This is a genomic window from Segatella copri, assembly GCF_949820605.1.
In the GTDB taxonomy this organism is placed as follows: domain Bacteria; phylum Bacteroidota; class Bacteroidia; order Bacteroidales; family Bacteroidaceae; genus Prevotella.
This window is the reverse complement of record NZ_CATKVU010000006.1, coordinates 2,651,974-2,674,517: the sequence shown is the minus strand read 5'-3', so window position 1 is coordinate 2,674,517 and position 22,544 is coordinate 2,651,974. Positions and strand designations below refer to the sequence as shown.

Annotated in this window: 17 protein-coding genes; 1 reads left to right on the top strand and 16 read right to left on the bottom strand. The window is 46.7% G+C overall.

Features of this window, described 5'->3' with window-relative positions; translation table 11 throughout:
• Positions 1-14: 14 nt before the first annotated feature.
• The 4 genes from RCO84_RS12255 to rpsT form a co-directional block, all read right to left on the bottom strand.
• Positions 15-908, bottom strand: coding sequence for an alpha-L-rhamnosidase N-terminal domain-containing protein (locus RCO84_RS12255; protein WP_317585226.1), 894 nt, complete (start codon positions 906-908; stop codon positions 15-17).
• Between the two features lie 14 nt (positions 909-922).
• A complete protein-coding gene (locus RCO84_RS12250; RefSeq protein ID WP_317585225.1) occupies positions 923-3,295 on the bottom strand; it encodes a glycoside hydrolase family 95 protein in 2,373 nt (790 codons plus the stop codon).
• Positions 3,296-3,383: 88 nt separating this feature from the next.
• Complete coding sequence (gene gyrB, locus RCO84_RS12245) at positions 3,384-5,354, bottom strand: DNA topoisomerase (ATP-hydrolyzing) subunit B (RefSeq protein WP_118190179.1); 1,971 nt, start codon at positions 5,352-5,354, stop codon at positions 3,384-3,386.
• A 307-nt stretch (positions 5,355-5,661) separates the two neighbouring features.
• Positions 5,662-5,916, bottom strand: a complete 255-nt coding sequence (rpsT, locus tag RCO84_RS12240; RefSeq protein ID WP_006847644.1) for a 30S ribosomal protein S20 — start codon at positions 5,914-5,916, stop codon at positions 5,662-5,664.
• A 233-nt stretch (positions 5,917-6,149) separates the two neighbouring features.
• Here rpsT and recO point away from each other — a divergent pair, with 233 nt between their 5' ends.
• Positions 6,150-6,875, top strand: coding sequence for a DNA repair protein RecO (recO, locus tag RCO84_RS12235; protein WP_317585223.1), 726 nt, complete (start codon positions 6,150-6,152; stop codon positions 6,873-6,875).
• Between the two features lie 63 nt (positions 6,876-6,938).
• On the opposite strand, the gene ftsZ is transcribed toward recO, so the two are convergent.
• From ftsZ to rsmH, 12 genes are all read right to left on the bottom strand, one after another.
• Positions 6,939-8,270: a cell division protein FtsZ gene (gene ftsZ, locus RCO84_RS12230; protein WP_144154561.1), complete on the bottom strand. Its 1,332-nt coding sequence runs from the start codon at positions 8,268-8,270 to the stop codon at positions 6,939-6,941.
• Positions 8,271-8,359: 89 nt separating this feature from the next.
• Positions 8,360-9,805 carry a cell division protein FtsA gene (gene ftsA / locus RCO84_RS12225; RefSeq protein WP_144154559.1) on the bottom strand — a complete coding sequence of 482 codons (1,446 nt, stop codon included), beginning with the start codon at positions 9,803-9,805 and terminating at the stop codon, positions 8,360-8,362.
• A gap of 39 nt (positions 9,806-9,844) precedes the next feature.
• Positions 9,845-10,639, bottom strand: a complete 795-nt coding sequence (locus tag RCO84_RS12220) for a hypothetical protein (protein ID WP_022121278.1) — start codon at positions 10,637-10,639, stop codon at positions 9,845-9,847.
• Positions 10,640-12,016 carry a UDP-N-acetylmuramate--L-alanine ligase gene (gene murC / locus RCO84_RS12215; protein WP_317585221.1) on the bottom strand — a complete coding sequence of 459 codons (1,377 nt, stop codon included), beginning with the start codon at positions 12,014-12,016 and terminating at the stop codon, positions 10,640-10,642.
• A complete protein-coding gene (gene murG / locus RCO84_RS12210; RefSeq protein WP_117692953.1) occupies positions 12,016-13,122 on the bottom strand; it encodes an undecaprenyldiphospho-muramoylpentapeptide beta-N-acetylglucosaminyltransferase in 1,107 nt (368 codons plus the stop codon). Before murG ends, murC begins: the two co-directional genes overlap by 1 nt.
• A 91-nt stretch (positions 13,123-13,213) precedes the next feature.
• Positions 13,214-14,491, bottom strand: coding sequence for an FtsW/RodA/SpoVE family cell cycle protein (locus RCO84_RS12205; RefSeq protein WP_144154555.1), 1,278 nt, complete (start codon positions 14,489-14,491; stop codon positions 13,214-13,216).
• A gap of 38 nt (positions 14,492-14,529) precedes the next feature.
• Positions 14,530-15,867, bottom strand: a complete 1,338-nt coding sequence (murD, locus tag RCO84_RS12200; protein WP_317585220.1) for a UDP-N-acetylmuramoyl-L-alanine--D-glutamate ligase — start codon at positions 15,865-15,867, stop codon at positions 14,530-14,532.
• A gap of 43 nt (positions 15,868-15,910) precedes the next feature.
• Positions 15,911-17,179 carry a phospho-N-acetylmuramoyl-pentapeptide-transferase gene (mraY, locus tag RCO84_RS12195; protein WP_144154551.1) on the bottom strand — a complete coding sequence of 423 codons (1,269 nt, stop codon included), beginning with the start codon at positions 17,177-17,179 and terminating at the stop codon, positions 15,911-15,913.
• A 24-nt stretch (positions 17,180-17,203) separates the two neighbouring features.
• On the bottom strand, positions 17,204-18,667 hold the full coding sequence (locus RCO84_RS12190; RefSeq protein ID WP_264902186.1) for a UDP-N-acetylmuramoyl-L-alanyl-D-glutamate--2,6-diaminopimelate ligase: 1,464 nt from the start codon (positions 18,665-18,667) through the stop codon (positions 17,204-17,206).
• 81 nt (positions 18,668-18,748) lie between these two features.
• Entirely contained in the window at positions 18,749-20,908 is a 2,160-nt protein-coding gene (locus RCO84_RS12185) for a penicillin-binding protein (protein ID WP_287819806.1), read from the bottom strand.
• Positions 20,905-21,411, bottom strand: a complete 507-nt coding sequence (locus RCO84_RS12180) for an FtsL-like putative cell division protein (protein WP_317572853.1) — start codon at positions 21,409-21,411, stop codon at positions 20,905-20,907. Before RCO84_RS12180 ends, RCO84_RS12185 begins: the two co-directional genes overlap by 4 nt.
• Positions 21,408-22,322: a 16S rRNA (cytosine(1402)-N(4))-methyltransferase RsmH gene (gene rsmH / locus RCO84_RS12175; protein WP_117692963.1), complete on the bottom strand. Its 915-nt coding sequence runs from the start codon at positions 22,320-22,322 to the stop codon at positions 21,408-21,410. The genes RCO84_RS12180 and rsmH overlap by 4 nt, the downstream gene beginning before the upstream one ends.
• Between the last annotated feature and the right edge of the window lie 222 nt (positions 22,323-22,544).

The window sequence follows — 22,544 nt, the reverse complement described above, 5'->3', positions numbered from 1 at the left end:
AAACGCTGTTGAGCTTATTCCGAAATCTCTAATCCTTCTATATTTGTGATATTACTTCTTCTGAAGCCTTTATCCCAAGTTATCACGAAATCTTTTTGATGCTCAGCATGGAAACGGTAATAGGCTTGCTCGTCCATTTCGCCACTGCATACATATTGGTTTCCGTTAATATGAAGTGTTGTTCCTTTGCTGGCATTGCGTATCGTGAGCCTGATGGTTCCGCGGAACGGACGTCCGAAGTCTATACGGCATCCTTGATGATCAAATTCCTCCTGGTATGGTTCTAATACCATTTGAAGCTTGTTCTGGGTGAGGTATGGCAGCTGGTCTACAAAGATATAGTTTGTTGAATCTTTGAAAGCACCTGTCGGATGAACCCATCCTGCAGATTGGTATTCTGCCGATTTCCACTCAGTTGTGTATATTCTATTGTCAAAGTGTTCTTTTTCGTTGTAACTGCCACCCTTCAGGGTTTTGCACCACCATGTTTCGTCTGCTTTATGATAAAAAGGAACAGAGTCTGTATACCAGCCATGAAATTCCAGCGAGAGTTGTTTGCTCTTATTTCTTATTCTTCCTGGTGCATACCAGACCGCAATAATATTTTCGCCCTGTTTCAGATATCTGGAGATATCTATGGTTTGCATCAGAAGGATGCTGTCTCTGGCTCCTTCGCTGAAAATGCTTGGCGTAGCATTTCTTTCGTTGATGTATAGGCGGGTATTTCCTCCACTTGCCATGTTTATCTCAGCCTTTAAAGGCTTTTGATCAAGATGATAGATTTTCCTGTATAATATCTCAGAAGAATCGTTGGGGAATGGATATGATACCCAATGGGTACCGAATTCTTGTGCATAGGAATTCAGCACCCAGAGAGTTGTAAAGATGAGAATTGTAAAATATCTCATAGATTTTTATTTGTCTATTTTATGAGTTTTGTTTCGCCAACCTTGAAATTTAATGCTTTCTGCTTACCATTATACTTGACGGTCAGGTATCCGGCATTCTTGCTGGTGATGGAAGCTTTGCTGACCTTTCCTCCGTTCCATACGAGATTAATCTCGTAGTTACCTCGTGCTTTGATACCCTTAATTTCGCCTGCAGGCCATTCTTTGGGTAGAGCAGGAAGAAGATGCATAGTCTCGCCATCGCATTGCATCAGCATCTCGCATATACCTGCTGTGCCTCCGAAGTTGCCATCAATCTGGAATGGTGGGTGAGCATCGAAGAGATTTGGATAGGTTCCTCCTGAAGGGCGATTCTTCGGATTGTTGTAATTGCCCGGATGTACATAGTTAAGCAATTTCCTGATCATAGAATATGACTTGTCTGCTCTGTGCAGGCGAGCCCATAAACTGATGCGCCATCCTGTGCTCCAACCGGTAGAGAAGTCTCCTTTTATCTCAAGAGTCTTGGCAGCAGCTGCAGCTAAATCAGGAGTCTTATCTAATGAAATCTGATAGAATGGGTGTAAACCGAGAAGGTGTGCCTGGTGGCGATGATGCCAATCCTGGTCATCCCAATCGTAATACCATTCCCTCAGGTTGCCACGCTTTCCTATCTGATAAGGGTGGAGACGATTGATTGCATCCTGTAACTTTGCCTGATAATCTTGATCAATACCGAGAATCTGAGCACCTTTGAGTGTATTTTTAAACAATTCTCTCAAGATGGCAAGATCGGCGGTACCTCCATAGAAACTACAGCCTTGATAGCCCTTGTCGGTGATATATTCAGCCTCAGGTGAAGTGCAAGGGGCAGTAATCAGTTCGCCCGGCTTCTTTGGGTTCTCTATCATCCAGTCAAGCATGAAGTCTGCAGCACCTTTCATCAATGGATAGGCTGTCTTGCGCAGATATTCCTTATCGCGGGTGTAATCGTAGTGATCCCATAAGGTTTGTACAAGCCAGGCACCTCCCATGTTCCAGTTGCTCCACTTAGGACTTTCTTTCTTGGTTCCAACTGGGTTTGTCATCGCCCATGCATCAGTGTTGTGTCCACCGCACCAGCCATTTTCAATTCCATAATAGTGCTTTGCTGTATATTTTCCTGTTACAGACATGGCTTTCACCAGTCCGTCTACAGGCATTACTAGTTCAGACATATTGGTAACTTCTGCTGGCCAATAGTTTTCTTCCAGGTTGATGTTGATGGTGTAGTTTCCACGCCAAGGAGATTTTCGTGCCGGAGCCCAAAGACCCTGAAGATTGGCAGGAATGCCTGGAGTTCTCGAACAGCTGATCAGAAGATATCTTCCATATTGGAAGTATAGCATTTCCAGGTAAGGGTTTTGCTCTTCTTTCTCTGTGTAATCAAAGAGTTGCTGGTCGGTGGTTCGTCTGTTGTCGAACTTAGCTCCCTTGAGTGCAAACTTGGCACGGTTGAAGATGTTCTGATAGTCGGTTATATGACGCTGTTTTAACTCTGGGTAGGTATAGTTGACCAAGTGCCAGGCATTGTCGTTAACCTTTTCAATATATGGAGCTCCTTCTTTTACAGGATGCTTGTCGAATCCGTTGTAGCTGGTTTCATTCACTAAATAGATAACCGCTTCGCTTACGTCCTGCAGATGGAGAGTAGAATCAGAGGCTGTAATGGTTCCGTCCTGGTTCTTGATGCTGAGGATGGAGCAGAAGTGGGTACTGTTCTCAGGCTTTCCCATAGCATGCCCCGTGATGGTGAGCTGCTTATTGGAAGCTTTTACCTGATGAGGGATTAGAGAGGAGAGAGAGATATCGCAGTTGATGGCTTTCTTCTGGGAAGCTGTCAGGCGAATAGCAATCATCTTGTCCGGATGTGATGCGAAATATTCTCGCTGGTATTTTATTCCCTCTCTTGTATAACTCAATGCAGCCATAGCGTTGTCAAGGCTCAATTCGCGCTTGTAGTTGCTGAATTGTCCTTTATTTGCATCTTTGATATTGATGATGGCAAGTGGCTGATAATATTCTGAATTGTGTCCTTGTACATGCAGTTGTAGAGAATCGGCTGCCTTGTAATCTTCTTTGAACAGAGCCTCGCGAATCTTAGGTATCCATTTGTAGGCATCCCCTCCTTCCTCGCGATTGACAGGCTTTCCTGTCCACAAGGTGATGTCGTTGAGATAGATAGAGTCATTGTTGGCTCCACCATAAATCAATGCACCTAACTTGCCGTTACCGATAGGTAGCGATTCTTCAAAGGCTGTAGCCGGCTTATTGTACCAAAGCTTCAGCGGTGGAATATTACTCTTCGGGGCAGCCTGAAGTGTGCCTGCTGCAGAGAGTAATAGGCAAGAGATAAGTAAATGTTTCATAAGTTGGTTTGTTGGGTTTTATACAAGCAGAGGCTGTGTCATTTGTAGGTAAATGGCACAGCCCCTTATGTAAATTAGTTGAATTGTCTTAAGCGTCAATGTTTGCGTATGTGGCATTCTGCTCGATAAATTCGCGGCGTGGTTCTACATCATCACCCATCAACATAGAGAAAATCTCATCAGCCTGGGCTGCGTTCTCGATAGTAACCTGCTTGAGCAAGCGTGTAGATGGGTCCATAGTAGTTTCCCAAAGCTGCTCTGGGTTCATCTCACCCAAACCTTTGTATCGCTGGGTGTGGATATTCTTGTCTTCTAATCCATCTCCATACTTGTCGATGAATGCCTGGCGCTGCTGCTCTGTATAGCAATACTCGCTTACCTTGCTGCGATAAGTACACTTGTAGAGTGGTGGGGTAGCGATATACAGATGGCCTTCTTCAATAACCTTTGGCATGAAACGATAGAAGAGTGTCATAATCAATGTGTCGATGTGAGAACCATCGACGTCGGCATCGGTCATGATGATAATCTTGTCGTAACGCAACTTGTCGGTATTAGCCTCCTTGCTGTCTTCGCCATCTACACCGAAGCGGACACCGATACTTTGGATGATGTTCATGACAGACTCAGCTTCGAATACCTTGTGCCACTGTACCTTTTCTACATTCAGAATCTTACCACGCAATGGGAGAATAGCCTGACGGAAACGGTCGCGACCCTGCTTGGCAGAACCACCGGCGGAATCACCCTCGACGAGGAAGATCTCGCATTCTTTAGGATCCTTCATTGAGCAATCGGCAAGTTTACCAGGAAGACCACCACCTGTCATGAAGTTCTTGCGCTGTACACTCTCACGTGCCTTGCGGGCAGCTATGCGGGCCGTAGCAGCCAGAACAACCTTTTCGCAGATTCGCTTTGCCTCGTCTGGATGTTCTTCCAGATAATCAGACAAAGCCTCGTTTACAGCCTGCTGAACGGCACCTTGTACCTCGCTGTTACCGAGCTTGGTCTTGGTCTGTCCCTCAAACTGAGGTTCAGCTACCTTGATGGAGATAACGGCAGTAAGACCCTCGCGGAAGTCTTCTGGTGCAATTTCTACCTTTGCCTTCTCAATCTGCTTAGAGATGGTTGGGTCAGCTTCTGCGTAAGCCTTCAAGGTGCGGGTCAACGCCATACGGAAACCAGTCAGGTGGGTACCACCCTCAATGGTGTTGATGTTATTGACGTATGAGTGGATATTCTCAGAGTAATCTGTGTTGTACATCACAGCAATCTCGATAGGAATACCCTGCTTTTCTGTCTTCAGATAGATAACATCATCGAAGAGATGAGTGCGGTGACGGTCTACGTAACGGACGAATTCCTTCAAACCATCCTTAGCGTGGAAAACCTGCTCCTTGGTCTTGCCTTCCTCGTCAGGGCGCAAATCTCTCAAGGTAATCTTGATACCTGCATTGAGGAATGCCAACTCGCGCATACGGTTGGCAATGATGTCCCACTTATAGACAGTGTGAGTAAAGATGGTTGGATCTGGCCAGAACTGCTGTCGTGTACCGCGCTTGTTGGTTTCACCTACCACCTTAACCGGATAGAGAGGCTTACCCTTCTCATATTCCTGTTGGTAGATTTTGCCGCCACGGAACACCTGTGACAACATGTGGGTAGAAAGTGCATTCACACAACTTACACCCACACCATGTAAACCGCCAGATACCTTGTAAGAACCCTTGTCGAACTTACCACCTGCGTGAAGCACGGTCATAACGACTTCGAGGGCTGATTTATGTAGTTTCTCGTGCATATCCACAGGGATACCACGACCATTATCTTCTACGGTGATAGAGTTGTCTTCGTTGATGGTAACTTCGATGTCGGTACAGTAACCCGCCATTGCTTCGTCAATAGAGTTGTCTACAGTTTCGTTTACCAAATGATGAAGACCCTTTTCGGAGATGTCACCAATATACATCGCCGGACGTTTGCGAACAGCTTCCAGGCCTTCCAGAACCTGAATGTTACTCGCAGAGTAATTATTTGCGTTGTTTTGATTTTCTGCCATTTTAGTATTGTCTTATTTCCGTGCAAAGATACTAAAAAAAGCTGAGAAACAGGAACTTTTGTTTGTGAAAAATCACCAAAAAGTGAAGAAAAAACGTAGAATGTGAACTTTAGCGGCAAAAGTGTCTTGAAAAAGCTGTTTAATAATCGTTTTGTGCGTTTTTATAGGGTATGTTGTAGTATAAACTGGTTGTGATGGGAAGATTTTATGATGCAGGAAATGGGTAGTCGGGTTCATAGAAAAGAATAAGGCTGCAATCCTATTATAGGGTCGCAGCCTTATTTATTTCTTTGCTTTGACTTATAAGTTAGGCCAACTTAGCGATGTGCTTTGTAAGACCAGACTTCAAGTTTGCAGCCTTGTTGTCGTGGATAACGTTGATCTTAGCCAACTTGTCTAAAAGCTTCTGAACAGTAGGATAGAGCTTTGCAGCCTCTTCCTTGTCAGACATGTTGCGCAACTTGCGGACAGCATTGCGCATAGTCTTTGCATAATACTTATTGTGCAAAGCCTTCTTCTTGTCCTGACGGATTCTCTTGATTGATGATTTGTGATTTGCCATCTTCTTTATGTTATTTTTTTTATTTCTTAAATGTTTGTAGTCCCTAGCAGAGTCGAACTGCTCTTTAGAGAATGAAAATCTCTCGTCCTAACCGATAGACGAAGGGACCATTGCTTATTTGCGGGTGCAAAGTTACTACTTTTATTTGAATCTAGCAAATTTTTCATGGAAAATTTTCGCTAAATGCGCATTTTTTTGTATTTTTGCCCTGTTTTTCACTAATATTAGGCAAAATGGAGATAAAAACTAGTGCTATCGTATTGCAAACCATCAAGTATGGGGACTCTCAACTTATCGTGGATTTCTTCACCGAAAAGTTGGGAAGACTCTCCTTTATGGTACGTGTGCCTAAGTCATCTAAGGGGAAGATGAAACGGCAGCTTTTCCAACCGCTCATGGTCTTGAATTTAGAATTTGATTATCGTCCCAAGTCAAATCTGCAGCGCCTTAGGGATGTTTCAATTCAGATTCCATTCTCTGATATCCCTTTTTCTCCATACAAACTTGGCATTTCCATGTTCTTGGCAGAGCTGCTTTCATATGCTACCCGTCATGAGCAGGCTAATGGTGCGCTCTATCTTTTCATACAGGACAGTATCGAATGGTTAGACCATGCTAAAGGTACTATTGCCAATTTCCATATAGTCTTTATGATTCAGCTCTCTTTTCATTTGGGTTTTATGCCCAATATAGAGAGCGGTATGTCTGGCGATTATTTTGATTTGGTAGATGGATGTTTTGCAGCTCATGTTCCTTCGCATGTACATTATTTAAATAAGGAAGATTCTATGCGGCTTGTGTCTTTGTTCCGTTTAGACTATAAAACAATGCACCTCTACACAATGTCTCGTATGGAACGAAACAGGTGTGTAGAGGTGATACTGGAGTATTATAAACTTCATTTGCCAGGTTTCCCGGAAATGAAGAGTTTTGCTGTTCTTCAGGAACTGTTTGCTTAGTCTTTTCAGGTTTCCTCGCTTGCTTGATGTAAACGGGAAACAGACGTTGGCTATGTCCTCTGTTTAGGCAAAACTGATAACGCCCTGTACTGTAGCATCATCATTATTGTCTTCTTTCGGTTCTGTATTACCGGAAGCTATATTACGGATTTCTTCCAGAGTCTGTCGGGTACGCTTATAGGTAGGCGTGTTTTCTACCTGAAGGATGACATCCTCGTTATCCAAATCTTCCTGGCGGAACAGAAATATGTGTGGATGACGCTTATACTGTGTCGTATTGCCATCGCTGCCATAATAGCGCTTGCGGCGGTCTTCTCTTTCAGCACGTTTCTCCTCTTCTTCAGCGAGACGGCGAGATTCTTCCTCAGTATGTTTCTTGAGGTGGCGGTTCATTCCCTCTACATCCTCGAGTCCGAAACCTGTTGCGAGAACGGTTACCTTTACGCGGCTTCCCAATTCAGGGTCAATGGCAAGACCCCATTTCAATTCGAAGTCGTCACCGAATTTCTCCATAAAGTCGTTGACATCATTCATCTCGTCCATGGTCAAGCCAGGATTATCTTTCTTCTCGCTTGCAAATGCGATGCTGAGCAGAATCTTCTTAGAGTTGAATACGTCATTATCGTTAAGGAGTGGTGAGTTCAAGGCATCTTCTATCGCTTTCTTTACTCTTCCTTCTCCCTCACCGTAACCTGTACTCATGATAGCCACACCGCCATCTTTCAGTACGGTCTTCACATCATTGAAGTCGAGGTTGATGAGACCATGTACGGTAATGATTTCAGCGATACTCTTGGCAGCTACACTCAAGGTGTCGTCAGCTTTGCCGAAGGCATCGAGAACGGCAAGGTCTGGATAAATCTGGCGAAGACGTTCATTGTTGATTACCAGTAAGGCATCTACATGCTTTGACATTTCCTCTACACCATCCAATGCCTGGTCAATCTTCTTAGGACCTTCAAAACGGAATGGGATGGTTACGATACCAACGGTAAGAATACCTAACTCCTTACTTACTCTGGCGATGACAGGTGCTGCACCTGTACCGGTACCGCCACCCATACCCGCTGTGATGAATGCCATTTTTGTTCCATCGTTGAGCATGTTCTTGATATCTTCAAGAGTCTCTTCGGCAGCCTGGCGTGCCTTGGCAGGTTTGTTTCCTGCACCCAGACCTTCCTTACCTAGCTGCAGGTGTACAGGCACAGGTGAGTCGTTAAGTGCCTGGTTGTCTGTGTTGCAGAGTACGAATGTCACATCGTGTATACCTTCGCGGTACATGTGGTTGACGGCATTTCCACCGCCACCCCCAACACCAATCACCTTGATGATGCTATTTTCTTTTTCAGGTTCCCCAAAATCAAGAATATGAGGAGTGTTTCCATTATCTAGCATAGTCGTATAATCTTTATAGGGTTTATCTATCTGATTTTTTATTTAACCTGTTGTGAAATCTGTTTTCTGATAGCCTGGTCTTTGGCATCTTATTCTTCTTCAGAAATGGTATCTTTCACAAACTTCTTGAAACCTCTCATCATTTTATGGATGAGACTGTTTTCTTTGCGTCTCTTTTCTTCTTCTTCGGCTTCTCTTTCTGCCAGAAGTCTTGCCTCAGCTTCTTCCAGTTCTTTTTGCTTGCGGGCAGCCTCGTCAGCAGCCGCTTTTTCTGCCGCAGTAAGAACAACGCCCTTGCCGGCAGTCTCGTTTGGGTTTCTAGGAGCCTTGTGCTGCTCGGCTGCTACTGGCTTTTCTGCAGAATTGCTGAAGAGATCAGTGCCGATTTCGTCACCTGCACAGTTCATGTCTCCCTTTGCCAGGAGTCCCAATACGGTGTTCATTGTACCATCGTGATTGGTAATCTTAGGATCCTTGGAGTTGACTGTTTGAGAAACAAACTTGGCAATGCGTACTTTGTCGATGTGGGTATGTGTCTTGAAAACCTTATCGATTTCAGGCATGTTGCTGCCGCCACCTGTAAGAATGATACCACCCAACAGCTTATCTGAGAATTCCACAGGGATCTGGAACCATGCGTTTTCTACGATTTCCTCTACGCGTGCTTCTACGATTTCGATGAACTTCTTGCTTTCAACCACTCTATCCTTGTCGATAGGGTAGTTCAGGGTCGGGTCGATATTGTTGATATCGGTATAAGCCTTGGCATACTTGAGTTTCATCTTTTCAGCATCAGGCTCTTCAATCTGGAGACAAGTTAAGTCTTTGGTCACGTTGCCGCCGCCCAATGGGATGACAGAGAGATGACGAAGTATACCTTTATAATATACAGAAACGGTTGTCGTATCGGCACCCAAGTCAACAAGCATACAGCCTGCACGCTTTTCTGAGTCTGTCAAAACGCTGTCAGCCATAGCTAAAGGAGCCAGGTACATTTCTGCAATAGGAATGTTGGCATTTTCAAAACAGGTATTGATATTGTTATAGAAGTTCTTCCGCCAAAGTATATTCAGGAAGATGCCTTCCAGATGGTTACACTGTATTCCTACAGGGTCTATCTGGTATTGGTTGTCTATCTTGTATTCCTGAGTTGCAGCATCCAGGATTTCCTGGTCCGGATAAGTCATGTTGCGGTTGATATCCATCAGTTCATTGATCATCTCTTGTGAGATGATGGTGTTACCTGGGAGATCCTTGACGATGACGTTCTTGATACTGCGTATAGAGCGACCGCCCACGCCTACATAGACCTGGGTGATATCCTGTTTCAGTATATTCTTCAACTTCTTGATGATGTTGGTCAAGCATTGGCAGGTTTTGTCAATGTTATAGATTACACCCTTTCTGATGCAAGAAGATGAATCTTCCTCTACGGTGGCAAGTACGGTGATGCTGCCGTCCAAATTCTTCTGACCTGCTATACCTGTCATCTTAGATGAGCCAAGTTCGATAGCTACAATAAATTCCTTTGGCATAGTTCTTATATGTTATCTTAATCTGTTTCTATTTTCTAATTAGCTATTTTGATGCTTTTTACATATGATCTGGTTGTCGAATTCGATATTGATATACGAATACTTGTTCCAGCCAGCTTGTGAGAGTCCATACTTATAGAATTTCTCTAATCGATTCATCTTCTTGTTGACGAAATCGTTGATGGCTTGCTCTCGTTTGTCGATGAGGTTGGTCTCTGGCAGGTTACCTATATATATAATGTGGTTGCCTACTCGCGGTACCAGTTCTATTCCTCTATCAGGCAGGACATTGATCTGTTCTATCTGGTTTCGCCAGAGTTCATTCGTCATCAGCGCTTTGCTTAGTAATGAGATGTATTTTTTAGCATACCACTTGTTGATGTAGCCCGTTGCGATGATAATGTCGCATGTATAGTTCGTGTTGGGCATGATCTGATTGTGGTCATCAATATAATAGTCCTCGTTGCTGATGCTTTTGATTCTGACGATTGGCATGCGTTGGGTGAGGTAGATGTCAACAAGACCATCCTGAGTCTTTGAACATTCTGCCGTCTTGACGAAAGGACTGGTCTTTAAGGTTTCTTCTATCATGCGGGCGTTCACCTCTTTGAGCGGTTCCCCCAGCGGATAGAGTTTTCTGGCTTCCAGTCGTTTCTTGATTTCCTTCGCATTCAGAAAACCATTCGTCATCTCATCTTGAATGTTGATGTTCACCTTGGTGCATACCAACTTCGTTTCATCAGGTTTGTTGAACCTGGTGAAAGCGAATACCAGATAAGTACCGAGTACTAAATCCAGTGCGATGATGATGGTTTTCTTCCAATTGATATGCATTTATTTCTCTTCAAGTATTTTGGTAATTTGTGGAACATAGTTGTCCAAATCGCCAGCTCCTAAGATAACTAGAACATCGAAGTCTCGATTCTTTACCAGGTCAAGAACGTCTTCTTTGTGAATCATGCTCTTTTTTACACCTGGTTTCAAATTGTCATAGATAAGCTTGGATGTTACTCCTGGAATAGGCTGCTCGCGAGCTGGATAGATGTCGCAGAGGATAACCTCGTCCAAGAGACTCAAACTGTTGGCGAAATCTTTATAGAAATCGCGGGTTCTAGTATACAAGTGAGGCTGGAAGATGGCCGTTATTTTACGGTCCTTGTATAACTCTCTGATACTCTTCGCACTCTGATATATCTCCTTTGGATGATGAGCATAATCAGACAGGAATACCAGTTTGTTATTCTTGATTTTAAAGTCGAAACGGCGGTCAACTCCTCCGTAGGTCTTCATGCCGTTACGGAGTTCATCGGCTGTACAACCATTCAACTGTGCCATTGCCATTGCTGCCACACCATTTGTGATGTTGATAGGCACAGGCTGTCCGAGTTCTACGCCCGTTACGTTCTCGATAGGAGAGATGAAATCAAAGGTGATACCTCCATTCTCTATCTTGATGTTCTCAGCGTGGAAGTCGCCCTCGTCCTGGCTGTATTCGTATATCTTGACACCCTCTTGTACGTGTTGCTTCATCTCCAGACCTTTGTGGATGATGAGTGCACCGCCCGGTTGGATCAGTTCTGTATAGTGACGGAAACTCTCGAGATAAGCCTCCTTGGTGCCGTAGATGTCGAGATGGTCTGGGTCTGTAGCCGTGATGACGCTCATCCATGGGCGCAACCAGTGGAAACTGCGGTCAAACTCATCTGCTTCAATGACAACATAGTCGCTCTTGTCGGAGAGGATATAGTTGGTGCCATAGTTCTTTGAGATACCTCCCAGAAAGGCATTACAGTCAATATGGCTTTGGTGCATGATGTGAGCACACATGGTAGATGTTGATGTCTTTCCGTGTGTACCCGCTACGCACAGTCCCTTATGTGTACGGGTTAATGTACCCAGAACCTGAGCTCGCTTCTCGATGGTGAAACCATTCTCATGGAAGAAAACCAGTTCCTTGTGTTCAGCAGGAATTGCCGGTGTGTAGACTACCAATGTTGTCTTGGCGTCCTTGCAGGCTTCTGGTATGAGATCAACATTCTCCTCATAGTGGATAAGCATTCCCTCTTTCTCCAATTCATGAGTTAGATTGGATGGAGTCTTGTCATATCCGGCTACAACCAACTTCTTGCTGAGGAAGTATCTGGCGATGGCGCTCATTCCGATGCCGCCCGCTCCTACAAAATAAACTGCTTTAATATCTTTTATTTCCATTACTTTGTTGCTAATTTGATTACTTCGTCGGCGATGACGTCGGCAGAGTTCTTTAATCCTAATTTCTTGATATTCTCACAGAGCGAAGCAAGCTTTGCCTCGTCTTTTACCGTGTCAACTGCTTTCTTGAGCAATACCTCTGGTGCATCAGCATCCTTTACGTAGATGGCAGCATCTTTGTTGACTAATGCCATGGCGTTCTTGGTCTGGTGGTCTTCTGCCACATTAGGGCTTGGAACCAGGATAACCGGTTTGCCGATGAGGCAGAACTCGCTGATACTGCTGGCACCTGCGCGGCTGATAACCAGGTCGGCTGCCTTGTAAGCTGCCCCCATGTCGCTGATGAAATCAGTAACCTTGAGCATTGGCAACTCCTGACCTTTCAGTTGCTCCATGATGGCAGCATTATAGTATTTACCTGTTTGCCAGATAAACTGTACGCCGCTTTCTTTCACCAGGTCGAGGTGCTGGAGCACACTCTCGTTGATGGTTCTTGCGCCAAGGCTGCCACCTACGAGCAAGATGGTCTTCTTTTCAGGGTCGAGACCGAATTGCTTGCGTGCTTCTTCCGGGGTGATGGTAGTTTCCAATACATTCTGGCGAACAGGATTACCGGTCATGATAATCTTGTCTGCAGGGAAGAAACGCTCCATTCCTTCGTAAGCCACACAGATTTTTTCAGCCTTCTTGGCCAAGAGCTTATTGGTTACACCAGCGTATGAATTCTGCTCCTGGATGAGGCAAGGTATTCCTTTGCTGGCACAAACATTGAGAGTCGGACCGCTAGCATAGCCACCTACGCCCACAGCCGCCATAGGCTTGAAGTTTTTTATGATGCTCTTTGCCATGTGCTGGCTCTTCCATATCTTAAAGAGTACGGCGATGTTCTTGAGCAGATGCTTTCTGTCGAAGCCGCAGATAGGCAAGCCCTTGATCTCATAACCCGCAGCAGGTACACGCTGCATTTCCATTCTGCCGAGTGCACCTACAAACAAAATCTTAGCATCAGGGCGCTTCGCCTTGATGGCATTTGCAATGGATACGGCAGGGAAGATGTGACCACCTGTGCCGCCTCCGCTTATGATAATTCTTAATTCATTATTCATATCCGTTCATGTTTATAACGCAAAGGTATAAAAAAATATCGATTTAACGGCATTTTCTGCCATTTTTTCACCTTAATTTATAAAACTCTTGTCAGGCAGCCACCATTTTGCTGTCGTCGAGCTCATTTTGAGGTATCTCTTTCTTCTTGGCTGTTCTACTGATACTCAGGATGATGCCCAGGTACAGACAGTTGATGATGGTAGATGTACCACCTCTACTGATGAGTGGTAATGGCTGTCCTGTAACAGGAGCCAAACCTACTGCTACTGCCATGTTGAAGAGTGCCTGGGTAACCAGCATGATGGCGAGTCCCATGCAGAGGAAGGCTGGAAAATTGTTCTCACACCTGTTGGCTATTCTGCCAGCTCTGAACAGGAGGATGATGTAGAGGAATGCAACCAGTGCGGCTCCCCAAATACCCATCTCTTCGATGATGATGGCATAGATGAAGTCTGAGAACGCCTGTGAGAGGAAGTCTCTTTCTACTGAGTTTCCAGGCCCTTTGCCTACGATGTTGGAAGAGGCGATGGCGATGTTGGCATGTGCCACTTGGGCATCTTTGTCGAGATCGACATCCTGTGGGGCTACAGGCTTTGAGTTCATAAACTTGTCAATACGGGCTTTCCAGGTGTCGGCTCTATGGAACATCTTTTCTGCCATGTTAGGCTCGTTCTGTTCCTGCTCAACCTTCTCGGTCAGCGTATTTTCCGGTTTATTGCCCTCTTCGCCCTTGTCCTGTCCTACTATCATGATACCTGCAAAGGCTGTGACGATGACAATCATGCCCAGTCCCACCAGCTTGCCAATCTGGTTCATCGGCACTCGTCCGATGAGCATCATGGCTAAGATTGTGATACTGAGGAGCATGGCTGTGGATAAGTTTTCCAGTCCGATGAGAACTACAAATGGAGCGGTTGCTACAAGTATGAACTTGAATGCCTTCCTGTTGGCTCCCTGAGTTGTTTGCATAGCACTAAGAATCTGAGCAACAGCCAGTACTACCGCTCCCTTCGCTATCTCAGAAGGCTGGAACTGTATGCCCATCAGAGAGAACCATCGGGAGGCTCCGTTGGTAGATTGACCGGTAGCCAAGACCAGGACGAGCAACAGTAATGAGATGCCCATCACGATGGGGGTAACAATCTTGAAGTACTTGCATTTTACCTTGAGCATGCAAATCATGGTGAACAGACCGCCTCCCAAGAGCAAGATGTGGCGGATGACAGGTGCCATGTAGTTTCCTGTCTTGTACGACAAGGAGCTGGAGGCAGAATATACCTCCACGATGCTTATCATACAGAGAAAGAAGAAGACCATCCAGATCACCTTGTCTCCCTTGAAAATATTACCAATGCTCTTGTTATTCATTTCTTTATAGTTCTATCTGTTCTATTTGTTGAAAACTGTTATTCTCCGATAGCTCTTGCCAGCGCCTTAAACTGCTCGCCTCTATCTTCCATGTTCTTGAAGAGGTCGAAACTTGCGCAGCATGGGCTGAGGAGTACGGTATCGCCCGGCTTTGCCAATTCCTGGCAGGCTGCCACGCAATCCTTCATGCTGTGAGTGTCGCGTACAGGGATGTCGAGTGCGTCAAAGTTGTCGTGCAACTTCTGGTTGTCGGCTCCGAGATATACGATACCAGCACATTTCTCCTTTACCAGGTTCTTGATCTGGTTATAGTCATTTCCCTTATCCTTACCGCCGATGATGAGGATGGTAGGGGTGGTCATACTCTCCAGCGCATACCAGCAGGCATCTACGTTGGTAGCCTTTGAATCGTTCACATAGTAAACACCCTGGAACTTGCCCACTTTCTCCAGACGGTGCTCTACACCAGGGAAGTCGCTCAAGCCTTTGTGCAGGGTCTCGTGGTCGATGCCTACGATGTTGCATGCCAGACCTGCAGCCAGACTGTTATAGATGTTGTGCTTGCCGCGTAGACTCATGTCTGCCTGTGGCATTTCGAAGTCTGGAGGGAAGTTGAGTTTGTATTTGCCGTCTTCGATAAAGCCAACGCAACCCTCCTCCTTGAACTCAGAGAATGGGCAGAGATGTGACTTGAGGTTGTACTTAGCCAGCTCCTTTGTAACGATAGGATCATCGTTCCAGAAGATGAAGCAGTCTTCTTCTGTCTGGTTCTGGGTAATGCGCATCTTGGCATCGGTATAGTTCTGCATCTTAAACTCATAGCGGTCCAGATGGTCTGGAGTTATGTTGAGCAGGATGGCCACATTGGCACGGAACTCATACATATTGTCGAGTTGGAAACTGCTCAGCTCGATGACGTAGTACTTATGAGGAGTTTCAGCCACCTGAAGGGCCAGACTCTTTCCGATGTTGCCTGCCAGGCCTACATCATAGCCAGCCGACTTGATGATGTGGTAAATCAGCGAGGTAGTGGTTGTCTTACCGTTACTTCCCGTGATACAGATCATCTTGGCATCAGTATATCTGCCCGCAAATTCTATTTCGCTGATGATAGGTGTACCCTTAGCCATCAGTTTCTGTATCATAGGTGCTTCCTTAGGAATACCCGGACTCTTGATGACTTCATCTGCATCTAAAATCTTTTCTTCTGTATGGTGACCTTCTTCCCATTCGATGTTGTGGTCATCCATCAACTTCTTGTAGTTATCCTTGATCTTTGACATGTCTGAAACAAAGACCTCGAATCCCTCTTTCTTTGCCAGCACGGCTGCACCTGCGCCACTTTCGCCAGCTCCTAAAATTACAATTTTGCTCATTGTCTTATTCTCTATACTTGTCGGGCTGATAAGAGCCTGTATTTTATCTGATCTTCAATGTGATGATGGTCAATGCTGCCAGAATGATGGTTACAATCCAGAAACGGATGGTAATCTTTGATTCATGGAAGCAGTTGCGAGGCTTCTTCCACAGATACTTGCAGTCAGGATCCAGCTGACTGTCCTGTGTGCGGAAGTTGTCGTGGATAGGTGTGCGCTTGAAGATACGCTGCTTCACACCTCTACGCTTTCCTATCTTGTAATAATAAACCTGCATCATCACGCTGAGGCTTTCTACGAAGAAAATACCGCAGAGGATAGGCAGCATCAGCTCCTTGTGGATGATGATGGCACCTACTGCGATGATACCGCCGATGGTCAGCGAACCTGTATCGCCCATGAATACCTGGGCAGGGTAGGCGTTGTACCAGAGGAAACCGATGAGGGCTCCGATGAAGGCACAGAAGAATACTACCAGTTCCTCAGAACCAGGAATATACATGATATTGAGGTAGGCGGCAAACTCGATGTGCGACGACACATACGCAAGTATGCCTAGCGCCACACCTATGATGGCGGAGTTTCCGGCACACATTCCGTCCATACCATCGTTGAGGTTGGCACCGTTTGATACGGCTGTTACAACGAAGATGGTCATGATGACGAAGAGAATCCAGCCTGCTGCTACCTTGTACTTACCGCAGAAACTGGTGATGCTGGAATAGTCGAGGTTGTGTCCCTTGATGAATGGGATGGTGGTCTTCAGCGATTTTCTTGCGTCCGTACGATGCTTTACCACCGTTTCCTGTCCCTGTCGCTCGATGGCGAGGTTCTCGTTCATCTTTACATCAGGTGAAGACCAGAGTACCAGTCCCACGATCAGGCCGATGCCAATCTGTCCTATAATCTTATATTTGCCCTTCAATCCCTCCTTGTCGCGCTTGAATATCTTGATGAAGTCGTCCATTCCACCGAGAAAGCCGAGCCATACGGTGGTGATGATCATCAGGATCAGATAGATGTTGCGCAAACGTCCGAGTAACAGTACCGGTACGAGGATAGCCAGGATGATGATGACACCACCCATAGAAGGAACGCCAATCTTCTTGACACCGAACGGGTCGATGCTGGCATCGCGCTGTGTTTCTGTAATTTGCTTGCTCTTGAGATACTTGATGAATTTCTCGCCGAACCAGGCAGAGATTACCAATGATAAAATCAGCGCAAGCAGGGCACGGAATGAGATGTAGCCCCACATGTGAGAACCTGTGATGCCCCACTGCTCCAGAAATCTAAAGAGATAGTATAACATTTTTCTTTCTTTTCTTGATTGATTTTACTTCTGTGAAATTCCGAAGATGTCGCGAATCACCTCCTTATCGTCAAAGTGGTGTTTTACGCCCTTGATCTCCTGGTAATCTTCGTGTCCCTTACCGGCTACGAGAATCACGTCGCCCTTCTTTGCCAGCATGCAGGCTGTGCGGATGGCTTCCTTGCGGTCTACGATGCTGATTACCTTCTTCATTTGCTGGGCATTGAGTCCGGCAAGCATGTCGTTGATGATGTCCTGTGGCTCTTCGAAACGTGGGTTGTCGCTGGTGATGATTACCTTATCGCTCTGTTTTACAGCCTCCTGTGCCATCAATGGGCGCTTACCCTTGTCACGGTTGCCACCGGCACCGCAAACGGTGATAACTTCTCCGCCCTTGCCTTCGAGCACTTCGTGGATGGCGTTCAATACGTTCTCCAGTGCATCTGGTGTATGGGCATAGTCAACAATGGCGGTATAACCTTCTGGCGACTGGATTGGTTCCAGTCTTCCGCTTACGCTGTGAAGGGTACTCATCACTACGAGTATATCCTCTGGCTTCTTGCCGAGCATAATGGCTGCACCATATACGGCGAGCAGGTTGCTCACGTTGAACTTACCGATGAACTGTACGCCCACTTCTCTGCCGTCAATCTCCAGATACATGCCGCCGAAGTGACACTCCAGAATCCTGGCTCTGAAGTCTGCCATGCTGCGGGTAGAGTAGGTTTTCACGGTAGCCTTGGTATTCTGTACCATGATCATGCCGTTCTTGTCGTCGGCATTGGTAATGGCAAAGGCTGTCTTAGGCAGTCCGTCGAAGAAAGCTTTCTTGGCGTTACGGTAGTTCTCGAATGTCTTGTGATAATCGAGATGATCGCGGGTCAGGTTGGTGAACAAGCCTCCTGCAAACAGCAGACCTCCGATACGCTTCTGTGCGATGGCGTGAGAAGAGCACTCCATGAAGGCATACTCGCAGCCAGCCTCTACCATCTTGCCCAGGAGCATGTTCAGCTCGATAGGGTCTGGGGTGGTATGGTCGGCAGGGATTGCCTCGTCCTCAATGTAGTTGCAGACGGTAGAGAGCAAGCCACACTTATGGCCGAACTTGCGGAACATATTATATAATAAGGTGGCAATGGTGGTCTTACCATTGGTACCTGTTACGCCTACCAGTTTGAGCTTTCTTGAAGGATCGCCGTAGAAGAGGGTTGCTACCTTGCCGACAGCATCCTCGGTCGAAGCGACCTGAATGTAAGTTACGCCCTCAACTTTCTCTTCAGGCATGTCTTCGCACAAAACCGACTTTGCGCCCAGCTCCAATGCCTTTGGAATAAACTTGTGACCGTCAACCTGCGTTCCCTTCATGGCAACGAAGAGATGACCTTCCTTAATCTTGCGAGAGTCGATGTTTACTCCCGAAACCTCTACATCAGCATCGCCGATTATCTGAACCGGTTCGATGTTTTTGAGTAATTCTTTTAACTTCATATCCTGTTTCTGTTTTATATTCTATATATTTTTTATCTACACCTTATTATATATAGGGTTTCAGATAACTGTTTCTGAGTTTTATTCGAGCACAATGCTGCATACGGCACCTTTCTTGATGACCGTTCCCGGCATCAGACTCTGCTTTACTACCTTTCCTCTACCTATAATCTGGGTCTTGATGCCCCGGCTCTCCATATTGTAGATAGCGTCTCTGGCTCCCATTCCGGTAACGTCGGGTACGATCGTCTTGCCGTATTGCTTCTCCCTGATGAGCTTGATGCTGTGGTTACCCACGCGCTCTGCCTTGCCCCAGATAGGGTTGCCGTCGGCATAGCTGCCACTCCAGTTGGCATTGGTCTTGATGCCGAGGTGGCTAAGCACATAGTTGGCAGCAAGGATATTGCCTGCCTTTACGTCAGGAACGAAGACGGATGCTGAGTCGCGGGCGTCCTTTACGTCAACTTTCAGACTCTGCGCCATGATGCCTTCTGAAATCTCATGGAAGACCTTACCGCACATCGTACCGCCCGAAGCAGGTAAACCGGATTTCTGTATGCAGACGATACAGCTGTAGCGTGGTGCATCGGCAGGGAAGTAGCCTGCGAAACTGATGAGATAGCTGGTTCCGCCACTCTTATATCCACCGGCACCTTTTGAAATCTGGGCTGTGCCGGTCTTTCCTGCCACTTTGAAGTTAGGCGAACCGGCTTTCTTTCCCAGTCCCACGCTTACCACCTGTTCCAGGATGGTTTGCAGTTCCTTGATGCTCTTCTCCTTGGCTATCTGCTGGCGCATCACTTCAGGAGGAAATTCCATGATGGTTTCTCCGTTCTTCATTACCTTGCTCACGAATCTTGGTCGCATCATCTTGCCGTTGTTGGCGATGGTGTTGTAGAAGGTGAGGGTAGAGATAGGCGGTATCTGGGTCTCATATCCGATACTCATCCATGGCAAACTGGTCTTTGCCCAGTTGTCATACTGTCCGTTCTTGTTTCTGTGCGGCATGCGGATTCTGGCTGGCGTTGCTCCCACCAGTGGGATCTTCAGGTCGTCGTGCAGACCGGTACGGTAGATACCCTTTACGAATTTCTCCGGGTTGTTGCGGTAATGGTCGTCTATGATGCGGCTCACACCGATGTTCGAACTGTACCACAGGGTCTGTGCGAGGGTCAGCATTCCGTATCCGCCTTTTCGCCAGTTGTGGTCTTTCATTTCTCTGCCGTACATCGGCCATATACCGCCACCGGTTTCTACGTGATAGGTCGTGTCTACCACTCCGTCGTCCAGCGCTACGAGGATAGAGGCTGGCTTGAACACCGAGCCTGGCTCCAGAAGGTCGCTCACGGCATGGTTGTGGATTTCTCTGTATTCGCCGTCGAAACATTTCTCCATGTTTACGATGGCCTTGATGTCGCCCGTAGGTACATCCATCACGATGGCTACACCCACATTGGCGTTGATTTCCTTCAGCTCGTCGATGAGTGAGCGTTCAGCAAGGTCTTGCATGCTCACATCGATGGTGGTCACGATATCGGCTCCGTCAATAGGAGGAGTATCGGTAATGTCGAGGAACTTATTGCGCACCTTGCGGCGATGCACGATACCGTTGGTGCCTCGCAGGATGGAGTCGTAACTCAGCTCCAGACCGAAGCGGGCGGTATCCTTGGCGCCATACATGGCTCCGATGGTTCGGCCTGCCAGCGAACCGTAAGTTCTGGTTCGGGCATTATATTCTTCCCAGTGGAAACCGCTCTGGTAGGGTTTCAGGCGGAATACAGGGATGTCCTTTATCTCGGTGAAGGTGTTATAGTCTACACGCTTCGGATAAACCGGCCAGTGGCGGCTCATCTTGGCGCGACCTTCGGTGAGGTGCTTCTTGAAATCAGACTCGCTCAGATTCGGAAATATCTTGTGCAGGCAAAGGCAGATGGAGTCTTGCTTGGCATCCCACAGCGAGTCGTTTTTTGCATCTTTCAGCGCCTTGAAGTCCATGAAAACCTTAAACTCCGGCAGCGAACTTGCCATCAGCTGTCCTGTGCAGCTCAAGATGTTGCCTCGGTTTGGCTTTACGGTCACGGAATCCTTCTTCTGCCGTTCTGCCACCTTCATCCAGTAATCATGCTTGGCGGTCATGATGTAGAGCGCTTTACCCACTACGGCTATGGCGAAAATCGTCATGATGATGGCGATGGCGCTGTAGCGGGGCATTACTTTCTTATGATCAAATTTGCTGCTCATTCTTCGGGTACGTTTATGATGTATGGAGGTTGGGTAGCGATGTGCAGCACGCTGTCTTTGTTGTTCTTCAGCATGTTGAGCACATTACTTTCACGACTCTTCTCTGTTATCTGGCTGCTTGTAGACAGCGCTTTGTATTTGGTGTCTTGCAGTTCTTTCTGCAGTTTGTCCAACTCGATGATATCGTTCTGGATATTGTATCGGTTGGATATGTAGATAATGACAAAAAGCACGATGAGGATAACGAGCCATATCTGCCGGCGTATGATTTGTGCGGTAAGAATGTCTCCACCCAGAATCTTTCGCAGCGTAAAGCTCGATGATCCTGAAGCCTCTTCCTCTATGGCTTGCTTGGCAATCACTTCCTTGAGCGAAGCCTGTGGAGCCTCCTGCTGCTGTGGCTCCTGCTGCGGAGTTTTCTGCTTCGGCGGTTCCTGTGATGCCTGTGCCTTTTCTTCGGCTATAGGCTTCTCGCTGATGTTTATGTCTTTATCGTTTATCATTTCTTTTCTGCTATTCTTAGTTTGGCGCTTCTGCTCCTAGGGTTTCTTTCCTGCTCGTCGGCATCGGGAACGATTACCTTGTTGTTCACGAGTTTGAAAGGGGTTTCTATTCTTCCGAAGAAGTCCTGCTCTATCTTGCCTTCTGCATTGCCCGCTTTCATCATGTTCTTTACGATTCTGTCTTCCAGCGAGTGATAGGTGATGACGCTGAGTCGGCCTCCCGGTTTCAGAAGTTCCGTGGCTGAGCGGAGCATCTCTTTCAGGGCGTCCATCTCGTGGTTCACTTCTATGCGCAGCGCCTGGAAGAGCTTTGCCATGTCTTTCTTCTCGCGCTCCCGCTTGAAGAGGGGCTCTACGGCTGCCATGAAGTCTTTGGTGGTGAGGATGGGCTTCTCGGCTCTTGCCTTGACGAGTGCCGAGGCGATGCGGCGCGAGTTCTTCAGCTCACCGTATAGGTAGAAGATGTCGGCAAGGGCACCTTCGTCATATTCGTTTACGATGTCGGCAGCAGTCTTGCCCGCACGCTTGTTCATGCGCATGTCGAGTGGGGAGTCGAAACGGAAGGAGAAACCGCGGGTCTCGTCATCGAAGTGGTGGCTCGATACGCCCAGGTCGGCTAACAGTCCGTCGAGTCCGTCTACCCCATAGTAGCGCATCCAGTTTTTCAGGAATCTGAAGTTGGAGCATACGAAGGTGAAGTTCTCGTTTGCCACCACGTTGCGCTCTGCATCGGCGTCCTGGTCGAAACTGTACAGGTGCGCTCCCTCCGTCAGGCGCGACAGAATCTCTCTGGAATGTCCGCCGCCGCCGAAGGTTACGTCTACATAGATGCCTCCTGGCTGTATGTTCAGCCCGTCAACGCTCTCCTTGAGGAGCACCGGTACGTGATATGTTTCTGCAGTCTTTATCATATATCTTTTTGCTGTCTTATCGCGTTATAGTATTGCGTGCGTACTTATTAATGTATAAATTTGGGTTCAAAGGTACATAAAAATCTCCATATAGCCTTACTTTTTCCCACAAAATTTATAAAACTTAATGAAAAAGTTGTTTTTGGTCAACTTCACCTTCCAGTTTCGGGCATCGCCTTTTTGGTCTCATCAAGTGTGATGCTTTTGCAAAAATACGTGCAA

What these genes read in the sequence shown, in the direction of transcription:
- RCO84_RS12255 (WP_317585226.1), bottom strand. Translation starts at nt 908, where the DNA reads ATGAGATATTTTACAATTCTCATCTTTACAACTCTCTGGGTGCTGAAT.
- RCO84_RS12250 (WP_317585225.1), bottom strand. Translation starts at nt 3,295, where the DNA reads ATGAAACATTTACTTATCTCTTGCCTATTACTCTCTGCAGCAGGCACA.
- gyrB (WP_118190179.1), bottom strand. Translation starts at nt 5,354, where the DNA reads ATGGCAGAAAATCAAAACAACGCAAATAATTACTCTGCGAGTAACATT.
- rpsT (WP_006847644.1), bottom strand. Translation starts at nt 5,916, where the DNA reads ATGGCAAATCACAAATCATCAATCAAGAGAATCCGTCAGGACAAGAAG.
- recO (WP_317585223.1), top strand. Translation starts at nt 6,150, where the DNA reads ATGGAGATAAAAACTAGTGCTATCGTATTGCAAACCATCAAGTATGGG.
- ftsZ (WP_144154561.1), bottom strand. Translation starts at nt 8,270, where the DNA reads ATGCTAGATAATGGAAACACTCCTCATATTCTTGATTTTGGGGAACCT.
- ftsA (WP_144154559.1), bottom strand. Translation starts at nt 9,805, where the DNA reads ATGCCAAAGGAATTTATTGTAGCTATCGAACTTGGCTCATCTAAGATG.
- RCO84_RS12220 (WP_022121278.1), bottom strand. Translation starts at nt 10,639, where the DNA reads ATGCATATCAATTGGAAGAAAACCATCATCATCGCACTGGATTTAGTA.
- murC (WP_317585221.1), bottom strand. Translation starts at nt 12,016, where the DNA reads ATGGAAATAAAAGATATTAAAGCAGTTTATTTTGTAGGAGCGGGCGGC.
- murG (WP_117692953.1), bottom strand. Translation starts at nt 13,122, where the DNA reads ATGAATAATGAATTAAGAATTATCATAAGCGGAGGCGGCACAGGTGGT.
- RCO84_RS12205 (WP_144154555.1), bottom strand. Translation starts at nt 14,491, where the DNA reads ATGAATAACAAGAGCATTGGTAATATTTTCAAGGGAGACAAGGTGATC.
- murD (WP_317585220.1), bottom strand. Translation starts at nt 15,867, where the DNA reads ATGAGCAAAATTGTAATTTTAGGAGCTGGCGAAAGTGGCGCAGGTGCA.
- mraY (WP_144154551.1), bottom strand. Translation starts at nt 17,179, where the DNA reads ATGTTATACTATCTCTTTAGATTTCTGGAGCAGTGGGGCATCACAGGT.
- RCO84_RS12190 (WP_264902186.1), bottom strand. Translation starts at nt 18,667, where the DNA reads ATGAAGTTAAAAGAATTACTCAAAAACATCGAACCGGTTCAGATAATC.
- RCO84_RS12185 (WP_287819806.1), bottom strand. Translation starts at nt 20,908, where the DNA reads ATGAGCAGCAAATTTGATCATAAGAAAGTAATGCCCCGCTACAGCGCC.
- RCO84_RS12180 (WP_317572853.1), bottom strand. Translation starts at nt 21,411, where the DNA reads ATGATAAACGATAAAGACATAAACATCAGCGAGAAGCCTATAGCCGAA.
- rsmH (WP_117692963.1), bottom strand. Translation starts at nt 22,322, where the DNA reads ATGATAAAGACTGCAGAAACATATCACGTACCGGTGCTCCTCAAGGAG.